The following is a 17,022-nucleotide window of genomic DNA, read 5'->3' as shown; positions in this document are numbered from 1 at the left end:
AAGAAACAGCGGACCAGCCGCTGTTTCTTTGAACTTACAAAAACTACAAAATCATTCAGTTACAACGTTTCTGACTTCGGCAGGACCGGGATTATACCAGCCCCAGCCGCCGTATCCGTAGCCCCACGGGCGCGGGCCGAACATCCACGGGTCCATCATCGGCTGCGGCGGCATGACCACCTGCTGGACAACGTTCCAGCGCTTGTAGCCCGTAGCGTTCATCAGCATGAATTTATACGGCGTATTGCCGACTTTACCGTCGACGACGCCGACGATCGGGCCAACCACGGTGACCAGCTGCCCGCGAAAATCCACCGGGTCGATAAAACCGTTTACGTCGGCAAAGATACGACCTCGCGACGGCTCGCCCAGCTCCGGACGCGCGGCGCCGTCAAGCTGAACGGTGGCAATTTCTAGGCGGGTTTTACCCTGCTGATTCTGCACGCTGACGACCTTCCCGCCAAAGCGCGCTTCCTGACCGACATACAGCTGCGGCGCGTTCATCACGCGAACTAAATCCTGCTGCGGCGTCGGGGTGGTGCCCTTAATGGCATCCGGTACCGAAGCGCACCCGCTCAGCGCAGCAACCACTGCTGCCGCGACTAACCAACGCACTACCGTTTTTTGACCCGCCATGACGCGACTCCTTCCTTCTTCTCAGACATATAGTTACTGAGATTCACTCGCGGCCAGGAAGTTTCTTCCACGCCACTTCATTGCGTAAATAAACTGGTTCAGCGTGTTCAACGGCCACGGTTTTTCCCACCGTAAACAGATGGCAAGCCAGCGGCAGCATATCCTGCGCGTCAGGAAGCTCAATTTCGCCGTCGGCAAGCGTTAAGCCGCAGCCGGTAGCCATATCCGGCCACGCCTGCCAGCCGGTGCCGACGGTAGCCCACTCGCCCTCCAGCTGCTGCAGACGCTCGCGAACCGCTTCCGGCTTCAGCACCGCTTCACTCTCTTCGCCGTGCCAGACGCCCTGTTCATCGCGCTGATATTCCGCCCAGTAAACTTCGCCCATTCTAGCGTCGATGGCGGCCAGCACGCGGGTGGCGCCGGTTTTTCGCCATGCGCCCTGCGCCATGGTTGCCAGCGTGGACACGCCGATCATCGGCAGCTCGGCCCCCAGCGCCAGCCCCTGCGCAATCCCGATACCAATGCGCACGCCGGTGAAGCTGCCCGGCCCACGGCCAAAGGCCAGCGCGTCAAGCTCGGTTAATAGCGTGCCGCTTTCATTGAGGACATCCTGCACCAGAGGCAGGATACGTTGGGTATGTTCGCGGGGGCAGATTTCAAAATGAGCACTGAGGGTGCCATCATTCCACAGCGCCGCGGAGCAGGCCTCCGTGGCGGTATCGATAGCTAAAATTCGCATGGGTTGTCGCGCTCTCGCTCTAGCAGATTGACAAAATGGCGCGCAGCTTACCACATTTTGCGCCGGATTACCTCGCCGACGGCACCGCAAGAAAACGCACCGCCCGACGGATATCGCGCGTGCGCGGCGCAGGCGGAAGGCTCGCGAGGAAGACGGCGCCATAGGGGCGCATAACCAAACGGTTGTCGCAGATAACCAGGACCCCGCGATCGTCGATGTCGCGAATCAGACGCCCCACGCCCTGTTTGAGGGTGATGACGGCGTCCGGTAGCTGGACCTCATCAAAAGGATCACCGCCGCGCAGGCGACAATCCTCCATCCGCGCTTTCAGCAGCGGATCGTCCGGCGAGGTGAACGGCAGCTTGTCGATAATCACCAGAGAAAGCGCATCGCCGCGCACGTCCACCCCTTCCCAGAAGCTACTGGTCGCCACCAGCAGCGCATTTCCGGCGCTGACGAATTGCTGTAAAAGCTGGCCTTTGCTGGTTTCTCCCTGCAGGAGAACCGGCAGCGTCATGGTGGCGCGAAACTGTTCCGCCAGGTCGCGCATCATGGCGTGCGAAGTGCAGAGCATAAAGCAGCGCCCGTCGTTGGCTTCAATCAGCGGTTTGAGCATCGCCGCCAGATGTCGCGCGGCGCCGGGCTGGTTCGGTAACGGCAAATTGCGCGGCACGCACAGCAGCGCCTGGTGGGCATAATCGAAGGGGCTAGGGAGCAGCAGCGTTTGCGCGTCGCCTATGCCCAGACGATCGGTAAAGTGGTGCAAATCGTCATTGACCGATAGCGTCGCCGAGGTGAAGATCCAGCTCCCGGACTTTTGCGCCATCACCTCTTTAAACTTATCCGCCACCGTCAGCGGGGTCAGCGCCAGGGTGAAGTTGCGGGAAGTACACTCATACCAGTAGCTAAAGCCGGGCTGATTGGTCTCTTTTAACCGCTTCAGGCGGCCTCGGTATACGGTGGCCCGCTCAAAAGCGGCATCGAGCAGCGCCGAGCGGCCCAGCGACAGCTTTGCCACGTCGTAACAGAGTTCGAGCGCATCATCAAGCAGCAGCAGCGAGCGCTGAATATTGTTATCCGCCAGCAGCTCGCGCAGGTTGCCGCGATAGCCGGGCTCCCCCAGCTGCAGACGAAAATCCTGCGTGCTCTGGGCCAGGCGGTCGGCGCACTTCTGCAGCTGCTGGGTGTCTTTAAGTTCGGTGCGATAAGCAATAGTAATATCTTTCGCCAGGTCCATCAGCTGGCGGCTGGAGAGCGACTGGCCGAAGTACTGGCTGGCAATATCCGGCAGCTGATGCGCTTCATCGAAGATCATCACTTCCGCTTCCGGAATCAGTTCGGCAAAGCCGCTCTCTTTGACCACCATATCGGCGAGGAACAGATGATGATTGACGACGACCACGTCAGCATCCATCGCCTTTTTCCGCGCTTTCACCACAAAACAGTCTTTATATAAGGGGCAGTCGCTGCCGAGGCAGTTATCGTTGGTACTGGTGACCAGCGGCCAGGCCTGGGAATCTTCGGCCACGCTAACGCAGGTGCTGATATCGCCATCGACGGTCTGGTTAGACCACGAGCGCAGCAGAATGACATCGCTGAGGGTTTGCACCGGCAGGTCGCCACCGGCGAGCGCCTGCTGTTCCAGACGCTCCAGGCACAGGTAGTTCGAACGCCCTTTCAGCAGGGCCAGTTTACCGGTGAAGTTCAGCGCTTTAGCGACAGTGGGTAAATCCCGACTGTAGAGCTGATCCTGTAACGCTTTCGAGCCGGTGGAAATAATGACTTTCTTGTTGGCGCGTAGCGCAGGCGCCAGGTAGGCGTAGGTTTTCCCGGTCCCGGTGCCCGCCTCCACCACCAGCGGACGAGTTTCTTCAATTGCACTGGCGACGGCGAAAGCCATCTGGCGCTGCGGCTCGCGCGGCTTAAATCCGGCAATCGCGCTGGCCAGCTGGCCGTCTGCTGCAAAATCGTCGATCACATTACCCCCTGGTTATTTGGACAGTGATTATGTCAGGGTGGAGGGGTTTTCGCCAGTGCAGGTAGTGACGCAGATGAAACATTATGGCAGTCTTGCCGCAGCTTAATGAACCGGAACAGAGAGGAAATAAACATGACCATTACGCGTATTGATGCCGAAGCCCGCTGGTCTGATGTGGTGATTCATAACCAGACGCTGTACTACACCGGCGTACCGTCCAACCTCGATGCCGATGCCTGCGCGCAAACCGCTGATACGCTGGCGCAGATCGATGCGGTGCTGGAGAAACAGGGCAGCAGCAAATCACGTATTCTTGATACGACTATTTTCCTCGCCGACGGTGCAGACTTTGCGGCGATGAATCAGGCCTGGGATGCATGGGTCGTCGCCGGTCATGCGCCGGTACGCTGTACCGTACAGGCGAAACTGATGAATCCGAAGTATAAAGTCGAGATTAAAATCATCGCCGCAGTGTAAGACAGCCGAGGCCCCGTAGCCCGGGCAAGCGTAGCGCCGCCCGGGAAGAAGCCGCGCCAAAGCCGCTCTCCGGCGCATTCCCCGGATAGCGGCGTAAACGCCTTATCGGGCTACATATCAGCCAGGCCGACCAGGCACAGCGCCGTCGGGAGGCAAGAAGCATTGTTCTATCCGCCCGGACACCACATCAGTTGCTCCTTTAACTGTAAGGTCTCCTGGGGCACACACTTCAGCGCATCACGATAGCTGGCAGACTGCTTTGCATAACCCCGCACTGACTGCAGCAGTACGCGCAGCGCGCTATCCCACACGATCCCCTGCAGATCGCTGTACGGCCAGAGCTCCGGCTCGCGAATAAACGGCACCAGATAGTCGATGCCCTGCTTCACCCCTCGCCCGTCGCGGATGGTGTTCCAGCGATCGAACTCAACATGTTCGGCGTAGCGGTTGAGCAGCAGATGCGCCTCCAGGTTAAATAGCGAATAGTGGAACGGGATGGTGCGTTCCAGCTCCATCGTTTGTCGGCCATCCTGGTCAATCTGCGCCGCCATACGCTGGGTAATTCCCTGCTCAATGATCCGCGCCGCCAGCCCTTTATCGCCATAGAATAACGCGTTAACCGTCCGCTGGGCGTCGTACCAGGTGCCGTGGTTATTGTGCCAGACGTACTCTGAGTGGCCGATTTCGCTGTAGTACATCCAGTGGTTAAAGTCGCGGAACCACTGGTGCAGGCCGATAATATCATCGGTATCAAGCACGCTCGCCGTGTTGATCAGGCCGATGGTATCCACCACCATCCACATTAAGCGAGTATCGATAAGCCCGGTGCCGCGACCGGATACAATCCCCGGGATCGCCTGGCCGTAGTTCAGATGCGGATTCATCCGCGTGTCGGCATCCAGGAACCAGCAGCGTATTTGCGTAGCCGCGGCCTGCGCATACTGGCGCTGGCCGGTAAAGTACCATGCCAGCCCCAGGGTCAGGCACCGTTCGCACATGCGGATAATGCGCGAGGTGTCCGTATCGTTGTTTTCACATTGCGGATTGATATGCCCGTCGCGACGAATATAGGGCAGCCCGTTGGGCCGCCGCGGATTCGGCCACCAGTAGGTACCCAGACTGTAGTAATCGTGCGCGTCGCCGCTGGCCGGGCGCAGCTTTTTATGCACCACGCTTTCCGGCGCCTCTCGACGCAGGATGTCGGCCTCCGACACCAGCTTGCTTAACGCCAGCTGCAGCGGCGAGAACGGCTGCTTTAAGCCCGCCCGGGCGTTTTCCAGGCAGGTTTCGTCAAGGGTGTACAGCTTCATCGCCACCTTAGTTTTCCTCCCGGCACGCTATGCGCTGGCCGCTTTGTCCATCGAACAGGTGCACGCCGGAGAGCTTCGGCTGCAGCCAGATCTTATCGCCCTCTTTTACAGCCAGACGCTGTTTGAACACCGAGGTAAACGCTCCGCCGCCGGTATCGCAAAACAGCTGCATATCCGAGCCGGTATTCTCCACCGCCGTCACCTTCGCCGCCAGCGCATCGTCGCGCGCTTCGTGGACGACGTTGACCTGCTCAGGGCGAATGGTGTACACCACCTGCTGACCGTCGGCTACCTGAAGGCCAGCGGGCAAAGCCAGCAGCGAGCCATCTTTCAGACGCAGGCTGGTGGCGCTGCCGTTCAAAACCACGACGCCCGACAGCTGGTTAATCTCCGGCGAACCGATAAAACCAGCGACGAACAGATTCGCCGGCCGGTCGTACAACTCCAGCGGCGTCCCCGCCTGCTCAATGCGCCCATCGCGCAGCACCACGATCATCTGCCCCATGGTCATGGCTTCAATCTGATCGTGGGTGACGTACACCGAGGTGGTTTTCAGCCGGCGATGCAGCTCGCGAATTTCGCCGCGCACCTGGGTTCGCAGCTTGGCGTCGAGGTTGGAGAGCGGTTCGTCAAACAAAAACACCTGCGGCTTACGCACGATCGCCCGCCCCATCGCCACCCGCTGGCGCTGGCCGCCCGAGAGATCCTTCGGCAAGCGCTCCAGTAGCGGTTCGAGCCCCAGCAGCGCAGCGGCTTCATTAACCTTCTGATTAATCTCCGCTTTCGGCAGGCGCGCCATCTTCAGGGCAAAACCCATATTTTCACGCACCGTCATCTGCGGGTAGAGCGCATAGCTCTGAAACACCATCGCAATATCGCGCAGCTTCGGTTCTACCTCGGTAACGTTGCGCTCGTTAATATGCACCTCGCCGCCAGAGATCTCCTCCAGGCCGGCGATCATGCGCAGCAGGGTTGATTTCCCACAGCCGCTGGGGCCAACGAGAACGCAGAATTCACCGTCCGGGATAGTCAGCGACACGTCTTTAATGACGTGCGCATCACCATACGATTTACGCACGCTATTCAGTACAACAGATCCCATTGGTCACTCCTTATCCTTTGACTGCGCCGGACATAATCCCGCGGTTGAAATGTTTTTGCAGACCCAGATAGACGATGATGCTGGGGAGCATCGCCAGCAGCGTAATAGCGATAAAAATGTTCGGCGTGATGCTCTCATCGGTACGCAGCGTGCCGAGGATCACCGGAATAGTATTCAGGCTGTCCTGGTTAACCACAATCAGCGGCAGCAGGTACTGGTCCCAAATCATAATGAAGCCGAACGTCACTACCGTACCGAGCGCCGGTTTCACCAGCGGCAGAATCACATGGAAGAAAATCTGCCATTCGTTGGCGCCGTCTATCCGCGCCGCCTCTTCCAGCTCTTTCGGTATCGCCGACATAAATTCGGTCAGGACAAAGATGGAGAAAGCCCAGCCAACCACCGGCAAAATCATCCCGAGGTAGCTGTTGTAGAGCGAGGCATCGATCAGCGGCAGTCGCCAGTTAATAATCATGTACAGCGGAATGGCGATGACCTCTTCCGGCAGCATCATGGTGGACAAAATCACCAGGCTCACCAGCGCCACGCCGCGAAACTTTTTCCGCGCCAGGGCATACGCCGCCAGCGCGCTGACCGACACCTGTAGAACGGTGCCGAAGAACACCACCAGGATAGAGTTCAGCAGGTACTGCCAGACGCCGATATCCATCCACGCAAAGATGAAGTTTTCCAGCGAGAACTGATTCGGCCAGGCCAGCAGCTCGCCCGGCTTCACCGGCGCACCGCTGAAGGCCGTGGCCACGATGCCCCAGAACGGCCCGACGAAGACAATCAGCAGCAGCGCGTAAATGCACCAGCGCCCTGCTGTATCCCAACGTTTACTTAACATCGCGGCTCCTTAGTAACGTGCGATACGTTTTTTCAGCGTCAGATGACAGAGGGTTAATACAACCGTGAAGGTGAACAGCAGAAACGACACCGCCGAGGCGTAGCCATAGTCAAACTGCTCAAAACCCAGTTTGTAGATATGGGTCATCACCATTTCCGTGGCGTTAGACGGCCCTCCGCCGGTGGTGGCGTACACCTCGGCGAACACGCGGAAACCGCGGATAAAGGAGAGCATCAGCACCACCGAGAGCGCCGGGATCATGCCGGGCAGCGTGACGTAGCGCAGACGATTCCACCAGCTGGCGCCGTCGACGTTCGCCGCATCGTATAAATCGCGGCTGATCCCCGCCAGACCGGCAATAAAAATCACCATGTTGTAGGGCACCGCTTTCCAGATATGCAGCAGCATGATGACCCCCAGCGCCTGATCGGAGCTGGCAAGGAAGCCCTGATCGGCGACGCCAAACCAGCTGAGGATGTGGTTAACCACTCCATTGGGCGTCGGGTTGAACAAAATGCGCCACATTTCAGCGACGATTGCCGCGCTGGTGACCGCAGGTAAAAAGATGGCGGTTCGAATAAAGCGCAGATGGCGCGCCGGGCCTTCCAGCAGCATGGCGAGGAAGAAGGCCAGGATAGCCGCGGCGAACATCGTTACCACCACGTACAGCAAAGTGTTCACCACCGCCGCGTGCAACTCTGCGTCGGCAAAAGCGCGGGTGAAGTTATCGAGTCCTACCCACTCGTTCGGCTGATTAAAGTTGACCTTGTAAAAGCTCATCACCAGACCCTGAATCATCGGGATAAACTTAAACCAGCTGAAAATAATCAGCGCAGGCGCCAAAAACAGCCACGGGATCAGCGCCCGCTTACGCTTTGCGCTCAGCCATCCGGTTGAGTCAGGCGAAGCGGCCTGCTTTATCGGCGAGGACTTCGTCTCATGCAGCGTCATCACTTGTGTCCTCAGTTAGCCAGCACGTTTTGTTTTTTCAGCTCAGCGTTCACCTTGCCGTCGATAGTTTTCAGCTCGCCGGCGATATCGCTGCTGCAGTCGGCAAAAATCCGGTTAAAACCGTCGGCGGCCACCTGACGTACCGGCGTCCAGTTAGGAATTTGCGGCACGTAGCGTCCCTGTTCATTGTAAAGTCTGGCGAAAGTTTCCCAGCGCGCGTCCTGATAAACGGCTTTGACGTCGACGTTCTTATTCACCGGCAGGCGCACCACCGGTATATGCTGGCTGCCTTTACCCATGCCGATCTCCTGGCCTTCCGGCGAGATCATGAATTCGATAAATTTACGCGCCGCCTCTTTCTGTTTACTGCTCTTCATCATAAAGACCGTGGTGCCCTCCGCGAGAGTCGCTTCGCCTTTTGGCCCCACCACCGGAACCACTTCAAAATTGTCTTTACCGGGATCTTTATCGAACAGCGCGATATGGTACGGGCCGCTAAAGAACATGCCGCTTTGCCCTGAGCGGAAGGATGGAATAACGTCGGCGGTGGTGGCGTTAATCGCCCCCGGCTGGGTGACTTTTTCGCACATCATGGTGCGCATAAAGGTCATCGCCTGAGCCACTTCCGGCGTATTGAGCGAGGCGCTGAACTTTCCGCTCTCTTCTTTAACGAAATCACCGCCCGCCTGCCAGATAAAGCTGCTCATAAACCAGCTGGCGTAGCCGCGTGTCGTGGAGGCGGGAACGATAAAGCCGTAGGTATCATTTTTGTCGTTGCCGTCGGGATCCTGGGTAGTGAAGGCTTTCGCCAGGGTCTGGATATCATCCCAGCTCTTAGGCTGCGGCAGCCCCAGTTTTTCACGCCAGTCTTTGCGTACGAACAGCGCGAAGGTTTGCGCTGAAGTCGGTACGCCGTAGTATTTGCCGTCGATATAGCGGGTACTTTTCCAGGCCGTCGGGAATAGCTGGTCGCCGCCGGCGATCGCTTGCGGGTCAATTTCTTCGGCAATACCCAGCTGGATAAACTGCCCCAGCGAAGCCGCATCGTTAAAAATCAGATCGGGTAAGGCGTTGCCCGCCGTGGCGCGCGCCAGCCGCTGTTCAAAGTCGGTAGTGGCGTTGAAATACGCGATTTTGATACCGGTTGATTCTTCAAATTTTTCCGCTTCTTGTTTGTAGATATTTTTCGAGTCGTTGCTGGCGCGGATCCAAACGTTGAGGGTGGTAGCCGCATAGCTTTGGCTAACGCCGAGCCCGAGTGCGGTGAGAAGTAATAGTGAACGTAATTTATTGGCAGACATGATGGCATATCCTTTATTGTAGGGCACAAAGGTAATTAAATTCTTAATTAATACACAGCAAGGTATTTGAATATCGCTAAGACGTTAATAAAGCAGACGTAAGAAATATTTCCCTTCATTAGATAGAAATGTATTTCCCAATACAACCACACTAAAAAGAAATCGCGTTTCAAAAATCAAAAAATAGAAGCAGATCACATCAAGAAGTGACAAAAAAGGTGACACAAATAAAATATCGAATAATATCAATAAATTATAAATTTACTGATTTTGTTAAAACATTCAAAAAATCTGGAAAAAGGCGAAATTGTGTGACGGCGGCAGCATTAAAAACGCCATTATTTATCCATGACAATAAGTTTGATGGATATCACAAAAAAAATCACTTTGTCTTTTACACTGCACGCCATCGAATATTCAAATAGTTCGCCTTTAATTAAACCGCCTGTTTTATGCGTCATTAAAATACGCGACAGGTATAATTCTGTTGTTATCTTTTCTCATATTATGCAGAAGGGTTATCACTATGATCTCAATACCTCGCCGAGGTTTGTTAGGCATTGCGCTGTTTTGTTCCGGCCTTAGCGCCTCCTCATATGCCGCTGAGCCGTACACGCTCGACGGAAAGGATTTAACCTTTAGCCGCCAGCAGATTGCCGCGAAAGATCCGCTATTCGTGCAGGCGCAAGCGGCTTTGCAAAAAAAAGCCGATCTGGCGCTCAAGCATCCGCTGTTCTCGGTGATGGATAAAACCCTGGTCGCCGCCAGCGGCGATAAGCACGACTACTATAGTTTCCCTCCCTACTGGTGGCCGAACCCTGATACGAAAGACGGACTGCCCTATATTCGTAAGGATGGGCAAACCAACCCGGATGCCAATAGCGATGCCACCGATAAAAACCGCCTGGTGAAGATGAGTAACGACGTATCAACCCTTGCGCTGGCGTGGTACTTCACCCAGGACAATCGCTACGCGCAGAAGGCGGCGGCCCAGTTGAAGAGCTGGTTTATCGATCCACAAACGCGCATGAATCCCAACCTGCAATATGCCCAGGCCATTCCCGGCATTAATACCGGACGCGGTATCGGCATTATTGATAGCCGCGCGCTGGTAGAGGTGGTGGATGCTATCGCCCTGCTGCAATCCTCAGAGGCGCTGAACGAAAACGACGTTAGCGCATTAAAGCAGTGGTTTGGCGAGTATTACCAGTGGATGACCACCAGCCAGAACGGTTTCGAAGAAGATAACTGGCACAACAACCACGGCAGCTATTTTGATATGCAGGCCGCGACCTTCGCCCTGTTTAGCGGTAAAACTGACGAGGCGAAACAGCGCCTGTACATCACCCAGCTGCGACGAATTGCCGGGCAATTCGACATTGAAGGCCGCCAGATGGGCGAGCTGGAGCGCACGCGTCCGTGGCACTACAGCAATTTCAACCTTGAAGCCTATAACCGACTGGGTCGTCTGGGCGAGAAGGCGGGCGTCGATATCTGGAACTTCACCCTCGACGACCATAGCCTGCGCAAAGGCTATCAATACATCGCCGGGTTTATTAACAGCGATACGCCATGGCCCTGGAAAGACCTTGATAAGATGGACGACAAGAAAGCGCTGCGCAATATGGCCACCGCCGCGCATGCCTGGCCGGAAGATCCCCTGTTCCGCGCCAAAGCGCAATGGTTAAGAGCGAAATATCCCGACGATATCACCACGCTCATTGTTCCGCTTTCCCCATCGTCAGAGGTCAGGGATAACCGCTAATGAAACAATTTTCTGGACTCTGGCCCGACATTGCCAGACGTGCAGCCGGCGATAGCGGTCTGCTTGAACGGCTGGTGCAGGAAGCGCAACCGCAGCTTGACGCGACGGCGCTCATTCCACAAACGGGGATCGCCAGCTGGAACCTCTACTATTTTTGCCCCCATCACGGCGTGCGGCTGACGTGGCGGGCGGATATGCCTCATCGCCACGCCTGCCCGGTTGATGGCGAAATTTTCAGCGGTGAGCCGTGGGACGGCGCATGGTGGCGAGAAATGAACGGTCGTAACGCCAGCGCCTGTCAGCAGCTTGGTCTGATATGGCGGCTGACCGGCGAAACGGCGTATCGCGATAAAGTTCGCACGCTGCTGATGGGTTACGCTGACGTCTATCCCGGCTATCAAATTCACGGTGATATTCCCAACAACGGACCGGGGAAGATGAACGCCCAGACGCTGTGTGAAGCCAACTGTATTCTGGAGATGGCGCTGGGTTATGACTTTATTCGCGACGGCTTAACCTCCGCCGAAGAGCGGCATATTCGCGACAACCTGCTGCGCTGCGCGGCAACGTTTCTACGCGAGCACCGCACTGCGCAGATTCATAATCACGAAGTCAAAATTAGCGCGGCGCTTGGCGTTCTCGGTTTCGTTCTCGAAGATGAGAGCCTGCTGGAATTCGCCGTTAACCAGCCTTACGGCCTGCGCTGGCAGCTGGAAAAGGGCCTGCTGGCGGAGGGGCTATGGTTTGAAGGTTCGATTCACTACCACTACTACGCGCTGCAGGGCTTTTTTGCCTTTGAAAAACTGGCGCGCGGCACTCGCTGGAGCCTGCTGGATGGCCCCTGGTATCAGCCGATGCTGAAGTTCCCGCTGTCGCTGCTGCTGCCGGACGGAACCTTCCCTCGCCTCAACGACTGCCTCGCCGGACAAGAAAAGCTGCGACACCGGGATCTGTACGAATTCGCCTGGTTTATCTGGCGTGACCCGCTCTACGCCGCCGTGCTGCAGTTTATTGAAACGGAACCTGATGTCCGCGAGACCTTGCTGTGGCGCAACCAGCCGCTGCCTGAAACGACGCAGGAGCTCATTCCTCAGCAATCGCTGTTTGCGCCAGGCGCGGGGCTCACTCTCTGGCGGCGCCCGCAGCAGGCGCTGCTGATAAAGCACAGTCCCTGGGGCGGCGAACACGATCATTACGACAGGCTGGGGCTGATGCTCTGGCATCACGACGGCTGGCTGCTCCCGGATATGGGCACAACCGGCTACGGCGCGAAAATGCACTACGACTACTACAAAAACAGCGCCACCCATAATACGCTTTCCGTCAATCAGACCAACCAGCCTCCGGCCAATCCGCAGGTATCAGGCTGGCATATGGATAGCGACGCTCTGTGGCTGGACAGCGAGGTTGACTGGGGCAAGCCGCCGCCGGAGCTAGACAGTCATAGCCGCGTCGAGTGGGACGCGACGGCCTGGCGAGATGTGCGCTTTCGCCGTCGCCTGCTATGGCTTGAAGAGGTGCTGATCGATCTCTCTACCGTAGAGAACCCACATCGCCAGCAGCTCGACTGGACTTTGCACCTGGCGGCGCAGGCGCTGGATCAGAGCGGCACGCCGCAGCCCTTTTCGCTCAGCGGACCGCTGCGGCATATGGCCAATGCAACCATGGCGCCGCTGAACGGCTGCCAGCCGCGCCACTTTGCGCGCGACGGCGATACCGTTGCGCTCTGGCTTTCCGGTGATGGTGAACTCTGGCAGGGAGTGGCGCCCGATAACCCGGCGACTCACGATCTCAGCTATCTGGTCATACGCAGTCACCTGCCGCAGGCGCGTTTTGTCTGCCTGTGGGATTTTGCCAACAGCGCACCGCTGACGGAAGTGCAAGTGAATCATACGCCAGTCGGGACGCAAATTACCTTCTGGCGCGGCGAGCGCGTGACGCACGTGACGCTTTACGACGCCCCCGGGAAACGACCCGATGCGATCTTTCCGTTCGCGGAAAGCGGCACCTGATCTCAACTGGAGGGAGTTTACTCGTCTTCATCCTCAAAGCGCGCCACAATCCGATCGCCGGTATGGGAGGCGCGCAGTTCATCGGCCACTAAAGCAATAGCCTGGCCGCTGCTCATGCCCTGGGACATCAGCTCCTGAATTCTTTCCACTGCTTTTTGCTGTTGCTCGTGGCTCAGCGAAGGTAAACCTGCAAACATGACTGACTCCTGCTACATTGTGGGGCGTAATTATTTCACGCCGTCCTCTTGTATACCAGCGGGCGGTAACGATCAGGATTGAAGAAGACGATGTTGTCCCCCGCTATGATTTCCCTGCCCTGGCGTCCGGATGCCGCTGAATACTATTTTAGCTCCTTAAGTTCCCGGCCCTGGGCGATGCTGCTGCATTCCGGCTTTGCCGAACATCCGCATAATCGTTTTGATATTGTTGTCGCCCAGCCGCGAGCCACGCTGGTAACGCGTGGTCAAACGACCATCATCAACGAGGGGGAAACCGTCATCACCTCTGACGCCGATCCGCTCACGCTCGTGCATCAGCAGCTGGCGCGCTTCAACCTGCATCCGCAGCCTCATCCGCATCTGCCGTTTCTCGGCGGCGCGCTGGGGCTGTTCGGCTACGATCTGGGCCGCCGCTTTGAATCTCTGCCGTCACGAGCGGATGCGGATATCGCGCTGCCGGATATGGCGGTGGGGATCTACGACTGGGCATTGATCGTCGATCACCAGCGTCGGGAGGTGTCGTTATTCAGCTATGACGATCCGCAGGCGCGCCTGGCGTGGCTGGAAGCACAGGCAGAGCCTGTCGCCGAAACCTTTACCCTGACCTCAGCGTGGCGCTCAAATATGAGCCGCGAAGAGTATGGCGAGAAGTTTCGCCAGATCCAGGCCTGGCTGCACAGCGGCGACTGCTATCAGGTCAACCTGGCGCAGCGGTTTACGGCAAGCTATCGTGGGGATGAGTGGCAGGCCTTCCGTCAGCTTAACCGCGCCAATCGCGCGCCGTTCAGCGCCTTTATTCGCCTGGATGAAGGGGCAGTATTAAGCCTGTCGCCCGAGCGCTTTATTCAGCTTCGGCAAGGCGAAATTCAAACCAGGCCGATTAAGGGGACGCTCCCCCGGCTGACCGACCCTGAGCAGGACGCGCTGCAGGCGCAAAAGCTGGCGAACTCGCCAAAAGACCGCGCCGAAAACCTGATGATCGTCGATTTAATGCGCAACGATATTGGCCGGGTTGCCGCTCCCGGTAGCGTCCGGGTGCCCGAACTGTTTGTGGTGGAGCCCTTCCCTGCCGTGCATCACCTGGTGAGCACCGTGACCGCCAGATTGCCTTCCCATCTGCACGCCGCCGACCTGCTGCGCGCGGCCTTTCCCGGTGGCTCAATTACCGGCGCGCCGAAGGTCAGAGCGATGGAGATCATCGATGAGCTGGAGCCGCAGCGGCGCAATGCGTGGTGCGGCAGCATCGGATATCTCAGCTTCTGCGGCAATATGGATACCAGCATTACCATCCGTACGCTGACGGCCTGGCAGGGGCAGCTTTACTGCTCCGCCGGAGGCGGGATTGTCGCCGATAGCGATGAAGCAGCGGAATATCAGGAAACTTTTGATAAAGTTAATCGTATCCTGCAGCAACTGGAGAGCTAAAACATGGCGGACAGCGCCCTCGAACTTGACGATTTCCTTTCGCGTTTTCAGCTTCTGCGCCCGCAGCCCACGCGTAGCGCGCTTAACCAGCGTCAGGCTGCGGTACTGGTCCCGATTGTACGTCGCCCGCAGCCTGGGCTGCTGCTAACCCAGCGTTCGCCGCTGATGCGCAAGCACGCGGGTCAGGTCGCTTTCCCCGGCGGCGCGGTAGATAACAGCGATGCGACGCTGATCGCCGCCGCGCTGCGCGAGGCGCAGGAAGAGGTCGCGATCCCGCCGGAGTCGGTTGAGGTCATCGGCGTTCTGCCGCCGGTGGATAGCGTCACCGGCTTTCAGGTCACCCCGGTGGTAGGGATTATTCCACCTGACCTGCACTATCATGCCAGCCAGGATGAAGTCGCTGCGGTCTTCGAAATGCCGCTGGCCGAAGCGCTGCGGCTGGGACGCTATCACCCGCTGGATATCCATCGCCGCGGCAATTCGCATCGCGTCTGGCTATCCTGGTACCAGCATTATTTTGTCTGGGGAATGACCGCCGGTATTATTCGCGAGCTGGCGCTGCAGATAGGCGCTCGTCCTTAGCGCTACCCGCCATACTTCAGGTTGCGTGTAAGCTAGCTTTTCTGCAACTCGAATTCTCCAGGGTATATACTTAATAGCGCGGGTTCACAGCATTAGTAAATCCGCGGTTATCCATTAGTTTAATTCATGTGAATACATAAGCTGATGACCCGGTTCCCTCTTACACTATGCGCAGTGATTACATCGTTGTCGCACTCGCGACAACCCTGTCAGGAGTGTTAGCGTGATTAGTATATTCGACATGTTCAAGGTGGGGATCGGCCCCTCATCTTCCCACACTGTAGGGCCGATGAAGGCCGGTAAACAGTTCGTCGATGACCTGGTCGAAAAGGGATTGCTTAATACAGTGACGCGCGTGGCGGTTGACGTCTACGGCTCACTGTCATTAACCGGCAAAGGCCACCATACGGATATCGCTATTATTATGGGACTGGCGGGCAATCAGCCCGATACGGTCGATATTGATGCGATACCGGCATTTATTCGCGACGTTGAAACGCGCGGACGCCTGCTGCTGGCGCAGGGGCAGCATGAGGTCGATTTCCCGCAGAATGACGGCATGCGTTTTCGTAGCGACAACCTGCCGCTGCATGAAAACGGGATGATCATTCATGCCTGGGCTGGCGAGAAAGAAATCTACAGCAAAACCTATTACTCCATCGGCGGCGGTTTTATCGTCGATGAAGAGCATTTCGGCAAAGAGAGCGCCAGCGAACTTTCCGTACCCTATCCGTTCAAATCCGCCCAGGAGATGCTGGGCTACTGCAAAGAGACCGGCATGTCGCTGTCCGGCATGGTGATGCAGAACGAGCTGGCTCTGCACAGCAAAAAAGAGATTGAAGACTATTTTGCTAATATCTGGCAGACCATGCGCGCCTGCATCGACCGCGGCATGAACACCGAAGGCGTACTGCCTGGCCCGCTGCGCGTGCCTCGTCGCGCCTCGGCGCTGCGGCGGATGCTGGTTGCCAGCGATAAACTCTCCAGCGACCCGATGAACGTGGTGGACTGGGTCAATATGTTCGCGCTGGCGGTGAATGAAGAGAACGCCGCCGGTGGCCGCGTGGTCACGGCACCGACTAACGGCGCCTGCGGCATCGTGCCGGCGGTACTGGCTTACTATGACCACTTTATCGAGTCCGTCAGCCCGGATATCTATATTCGTTACTTCCTTGCATCTGGCGCTATCGGTACGTTGTATAAAATGAACGCTTCCATTTCCGGCGCTGAGGTCGGCTGCCAGGGCGAAGTCGGCGTGGCCTGCTCGATGGCCGCTGCAGGTCTGGCGGAAATCCTTGGCGCCAGCCCCGAGCAGGTCTGCGTGGCGGCGGAAATCGGCATGGAACACAACCTTGGTCTCACCTGCGATCCGGTGGCCGGCCAGGTGCAGGTACCGTGCATTGAACGTAACGCCATCGCTTCCGTCAAAGCCATCAACGCCAGTCGGATGGCCATGCGCCGCACCAGCGAACCGCGCGTGTCGCTGGATAAAGTCATTGAGACGATGTATGAGACCGGTAAGGACATGAACGCCAAATACCGGGAAACGTCGCGCGGCGGCCTGGCAATCAAAGTTCAGTGCGACTAATCATTGCTCAACAGAATGCGCCCACGGGCGCATTCTTCTTTTTCCTCTCGATATTATCTGCGCCCACTACACTTGCTCTATAACGGCT

General features: G+C 57.3%; 15 protein-coding genes. 6 read left to right on the top strand and 9 right to left on the bottom strand.

Translation table 11 applies throughout. The features are described 5' to 3' along the window. Window positions 1–51: 51 nt before the first annotated feature. The 3 genes from ABLV75_RS24550 to ABLV75_RS24540 all read right to left on the bottom strand — a co-directional run bounded on the left by ABLV75_RS24550 (window position 52) and on the right by ABLV75_RS24540 (window position 3,353). Complete coding sequence (locus tag ABLV75_RS24550) at window positions 52–636, bottom strand: Slp family lipoprotein (protein ID WP_004103275.1); 585 nt, start codon at window positions 634–636, stop codon at window positions 52–54. 43 nt (window positions 637–679) lie between these two features. Continuing rightward, window positions 680–1,375, bottom strand: coding sequence for a tRNA (adenosine(37)-N6)-threonylcarbamoyltransferase complex dimerization subunit type 1 TsaB (tsaB, locus tag ABLV75_RS24545; protein WP_004103277.1), 696 nt, complete (start codon window positions 1,373–1,375; stop codon window positions 680–682). 67 nt (window positions 1,376–1,442) lie between these two features. Beyond that, window positions 1,443–3,353 (bottom strand): ATP-dependent DNA helicase, encoded by a 1,911-nt coding sequence (locus tag ABLV75_RS24540; protein ID WP_004103279.1) that lies wholly within the window; start codon window positions 3,351–3,353, stop codon window positions 1,443–1,445. A gap of 132 nt (window positions 3,354–3,485) precedes the next feature. Between ABLV75_RS24540 and ABLV75_RS24535 the strand changes: the two genes are divergently transcribed. Beyond that, on the top strand, window positions 3,486–3,830 hold the full coding sequence (locus ABLV75_RS24535; RefSeq protein WP_004103281.1) for a RidA family protein: 345 nt from the start codon (window positions 3,486–3,488) through the stop codon (window positions 3,828–3,830). Window positions 3,831–3,997: 167 nt separating this feature from the next. Here the strand turns inward: ABLV75_RS24535 and ABLV75_RS24530 are convergent, their stop codons facing one another. From ABLV75_RS24530 to ABLV75_RS24510, 5 genes are read right to left on the bottom strand one after another with little or no spacing between them, the layout of a single operon-like run. Beyond that, window positions 3,998–5,140 (bottom strand): alginate lyase family protein, encoded by a 1,143-nt coding sequence (locus ABLV75_RS24530; RefSeq protein WP_004103283.1) that lies wholly within the window; start codon window positions 5,138–5,140, stop codon window positions 3,998–4,000. 7 nt (window positions 5,141–5,147) lie between these two features. Continuing rightward, a complete protein-coding gene (ugpC, locus tag ABLV75_RS24525) occupies window positions 5,148–6,242 on the bottom strand; it encodes a sn-glycerol-3-phosphate ABC transporter ATP-binding protein UgpC (RefSeq protein WP_004103285.1) in 1,095 nt (364 codons plus the stop codon). Window positions 6,243–6,252: 10 nt separating this feature from the next. Continuing rightward, the gene (locus ABLV75_RS24520; RefSeq protein WP_004103286.1) at window positions 6,253–7,092 is read right to left on the bottom strand and encodes a carbohydrate ABC transporter permease; all 840 of its coding nucleotides are present in this window, start codon (window positions 7,090–7,092) and stop codon (window positions 6,253–6,255) included. Window positions 7,093–7,101: 9 nt separating this feature from the next. Beyond that, complete coding sequence (locus ABLV75_RS24515) at window positions 7,102–8,043, bottom strand: sugar ABC transporter permease (protein WP_004103287.1); 942 nt, start codon at window positions 8,041–8,043, stop codon at window positions 7,102–7,104. A gap of 11 nt (window positions 8,044–8,054) precedes the next feature. Then, window positions 8,055–9,344: a sugar ABC transporter substrate-binding protein gene (locus ABLV75_RS24510; RefSeq protein WP_004103288.1), complete on the bottom strand. Its 1,290-nt coding sequence runs from the start codon at window positions 9,342–9,344 to the stop codon at window positions 8,055–8,057. Window positions 9,345–9,870: 526 nt separating this feature from the next. Here ABLV75_RS24510 and ABLV75_RS24505 point away from each other — a divergent pair. Together ABLV75_RS24505 and ABLV75_RS24500 are read left to right on the top strand one after the other, a co-directional pair. Next, window positions 9,871–11,109 (top strand): alginate lyase family protein, encoded by a 1,239-nt coding sequence (locus tag ABLV75_RS24505; protein ID WP_004103289.1) that lies wholly within the window; start codon window positions 9,871–9,873, stop codon window positions 11,107–11,109. After that, window positions 11,109–13,121 carry a heparinase II/III family protein gene (locus ABLV75_RS24500; RefSeq protein WP_004103290.1) on the top strand — a complete coding sequence of 671 codons (2,013 nt, stop codon included), beginning with the start codon at window positions 11,109–11,111 and terminating at the stop codon, window positions 13,119–13,121. The genes ABLV75_RS24505 and ABLV75_RS24500 overlap by 1 nt, the downstream gene beginning before the upstream one ends. Before the next feature lie 17 nt (window positions 13,122–13,138). On the opposite strand, the gene ABLV75_RS24495 is transcribed toward ABLV75_RS24500, so the two are convergent. Then, the gene (locus ABLV75_RS24495; protein WP_004103292.1) at window positions 13,139–13,318 is read right to left on the bottom strand and encodes a YoaH family protein; all 180 of its coding nucleotides are present in this window, start codon (window positions 13,316–13,318) and stop codon (window positions 13,139–13,141) included. Window positions 13,319–13,408: 90 nt separating this feature from the next. Between ABLV75_RS24495 and pabB the strand changes: the two genes are divergently transcribed. From pabB to sdaA, 3 genes are all read left to right on the top strand, one after another. Then, window positions 13,409–14,764, top strand: a complete 1,356-nt coding sequence (gene pabB / locus ABLV75_RS24490; protein WP_004103293.1) for an aminodeoxychorismate synthase component 1 — start codon at window positions 13,409–13,411, stop codon at window positions 14,762–14,764. A gap of 3 nt (window positions 14,765–14,767) precedes the next feature. Continuing rightward, window positions 14,768–15,346, top strand: coding sequence for a CoA pyrophosphatase (locus tag ABLV75_RS24485; RefSeq protein ID WP_004103295.1), 579 nt, complete (start codon window positions 14,768–14,770; stop codon window positions 15,344–15,346). Between the two features lie 223 nt (window positions 15,347–15,569). Further along, window positions 15,570–16,934 carry an L-serine ammonia-lyase gene (sdaA, locus tag ABLV75_RS24480; RefSeq protein ID WP_064370031.1) on the top strand — a complete coding sequence of 455 codons (1,365 nt, stop codon included), beginning with the start codon at window positions 15,570–15,572 and terminating at the stop codon, window positions 16,932–16,934. The last annotated feature ends 88 nt before the right edge of the window (window positions 16,935–17,022 follow it).

Source organism: Klebsiella sp. CN_Kp066 (assembly GCF_040065135.1).
Taxonomy (GTDB): domain Bacteria; phylum Pseudomonadota; class Gammaproteobacteria; order Enterobacterales; family Enterobacteriaceae; genus Klebsiella; species Klebsiella oxytoca.
The sequence above is the reverse complement of the archived record's forward strand: the minus strand, read 5'-3'. Positions and strand labels throughout refer to the sequence as shown.

Excerpts from the sequence above, each read along its gene's own strand:
- ABLV75_RS24550 (WP_004103275.1), bottom strand. The coding sequence starts at position 636 with ATGGCGGGTCAAAAAACGGTAGTGCGTTGGTTAGTCGCGGCAGCAGTG.
- tsaB (WP_004103277.1), bottom strand. The coding sequence starts at position 1,375 with ATGCGAATTTTAGCTATCGATACCGCCACGGAGGCCTGCTCCGCGGCG.
- ABLV75_RS24535 (WP_004103281.1), top strand. The coding sequence starts at position 3,486 with ATGACCATTACGCGTATTGATGCCGAAGCCCGCTGGTCTGATGTGGTG.
- ABLV75_RS24530 (WP_004103283.1), bottom strand. The coding sequence starts at position 5,140 with ATGAAGCTGTACACCCTTGACGAAACCTGCCTGGAAAACGCCCGGGCG.
- ugpC (WP_004103285.1), bottom strand. The coding sequence starts at position 6,242 with ATGGGATCTGTTGTACTGAATAGCGTGCGTAAATCGTATGGTGATGCG.
- ABLV75_RS24520 (WP_004103286.1), bottom strand. The coding sequence starts at position 7,092 with ATGTTAAGTAAACGTTGGGATACAGCAGGGCGCTGGTGCATTTACGCG.
- ABLV75_RS24515 (WP_004103287.1), bottom strand. The coding sequence starts at position 8,043 with ATGACGCTGCATGAGACGAAGTCCTCGCCGATAAAGCAGGCCGCTTCG.
- ABLV75_RS24510 (WP_004103288.1), bottom strand. The coding sequence starts at position 9,344 with ATGTCTGCCAATAAATTACGTTCACTATTACTTCTCACCGCACTCGGG.
- ABLV75_RS24505 (WP_004103289.1), top strand. The coding sequence starts at position 9,871 with ATGATCTCAATACCTCGCCGAGGTTTGTTAGGCATTGCGCTGTTTTGT.
- ABLV75_RS24500 (WP_004103290.1), top strand. The coding sequence starts at position 11,109 with ATGAAACAATTTTCTGGACTCTGGCCCGACATTGCCAGACGTGCAGCC.
- ABLV75_RS24495 (WP_004103292.1), bottom strand. The coding sequence starts at position 13,318 with ATGTTTGCAGGTTTACCTTCGCTGAGCCACGAGCAACAGCAAAAAGCA.
- pabB (WP_004103293.1), top strand. The coding sequence starts at position 13,409 with ATGTTGTCCCCCGCTATGATTTCCCTGCCCTGGCGTCCGGATGCCGCT.
- ABLV75_RS24485 (WP_004103295.1), top strand. The coding sequence starts at position 14,768 with ATGGCGGACAGCGCCCTCGAACTTGACGATTTCCTTTCGCGTTTTCAG.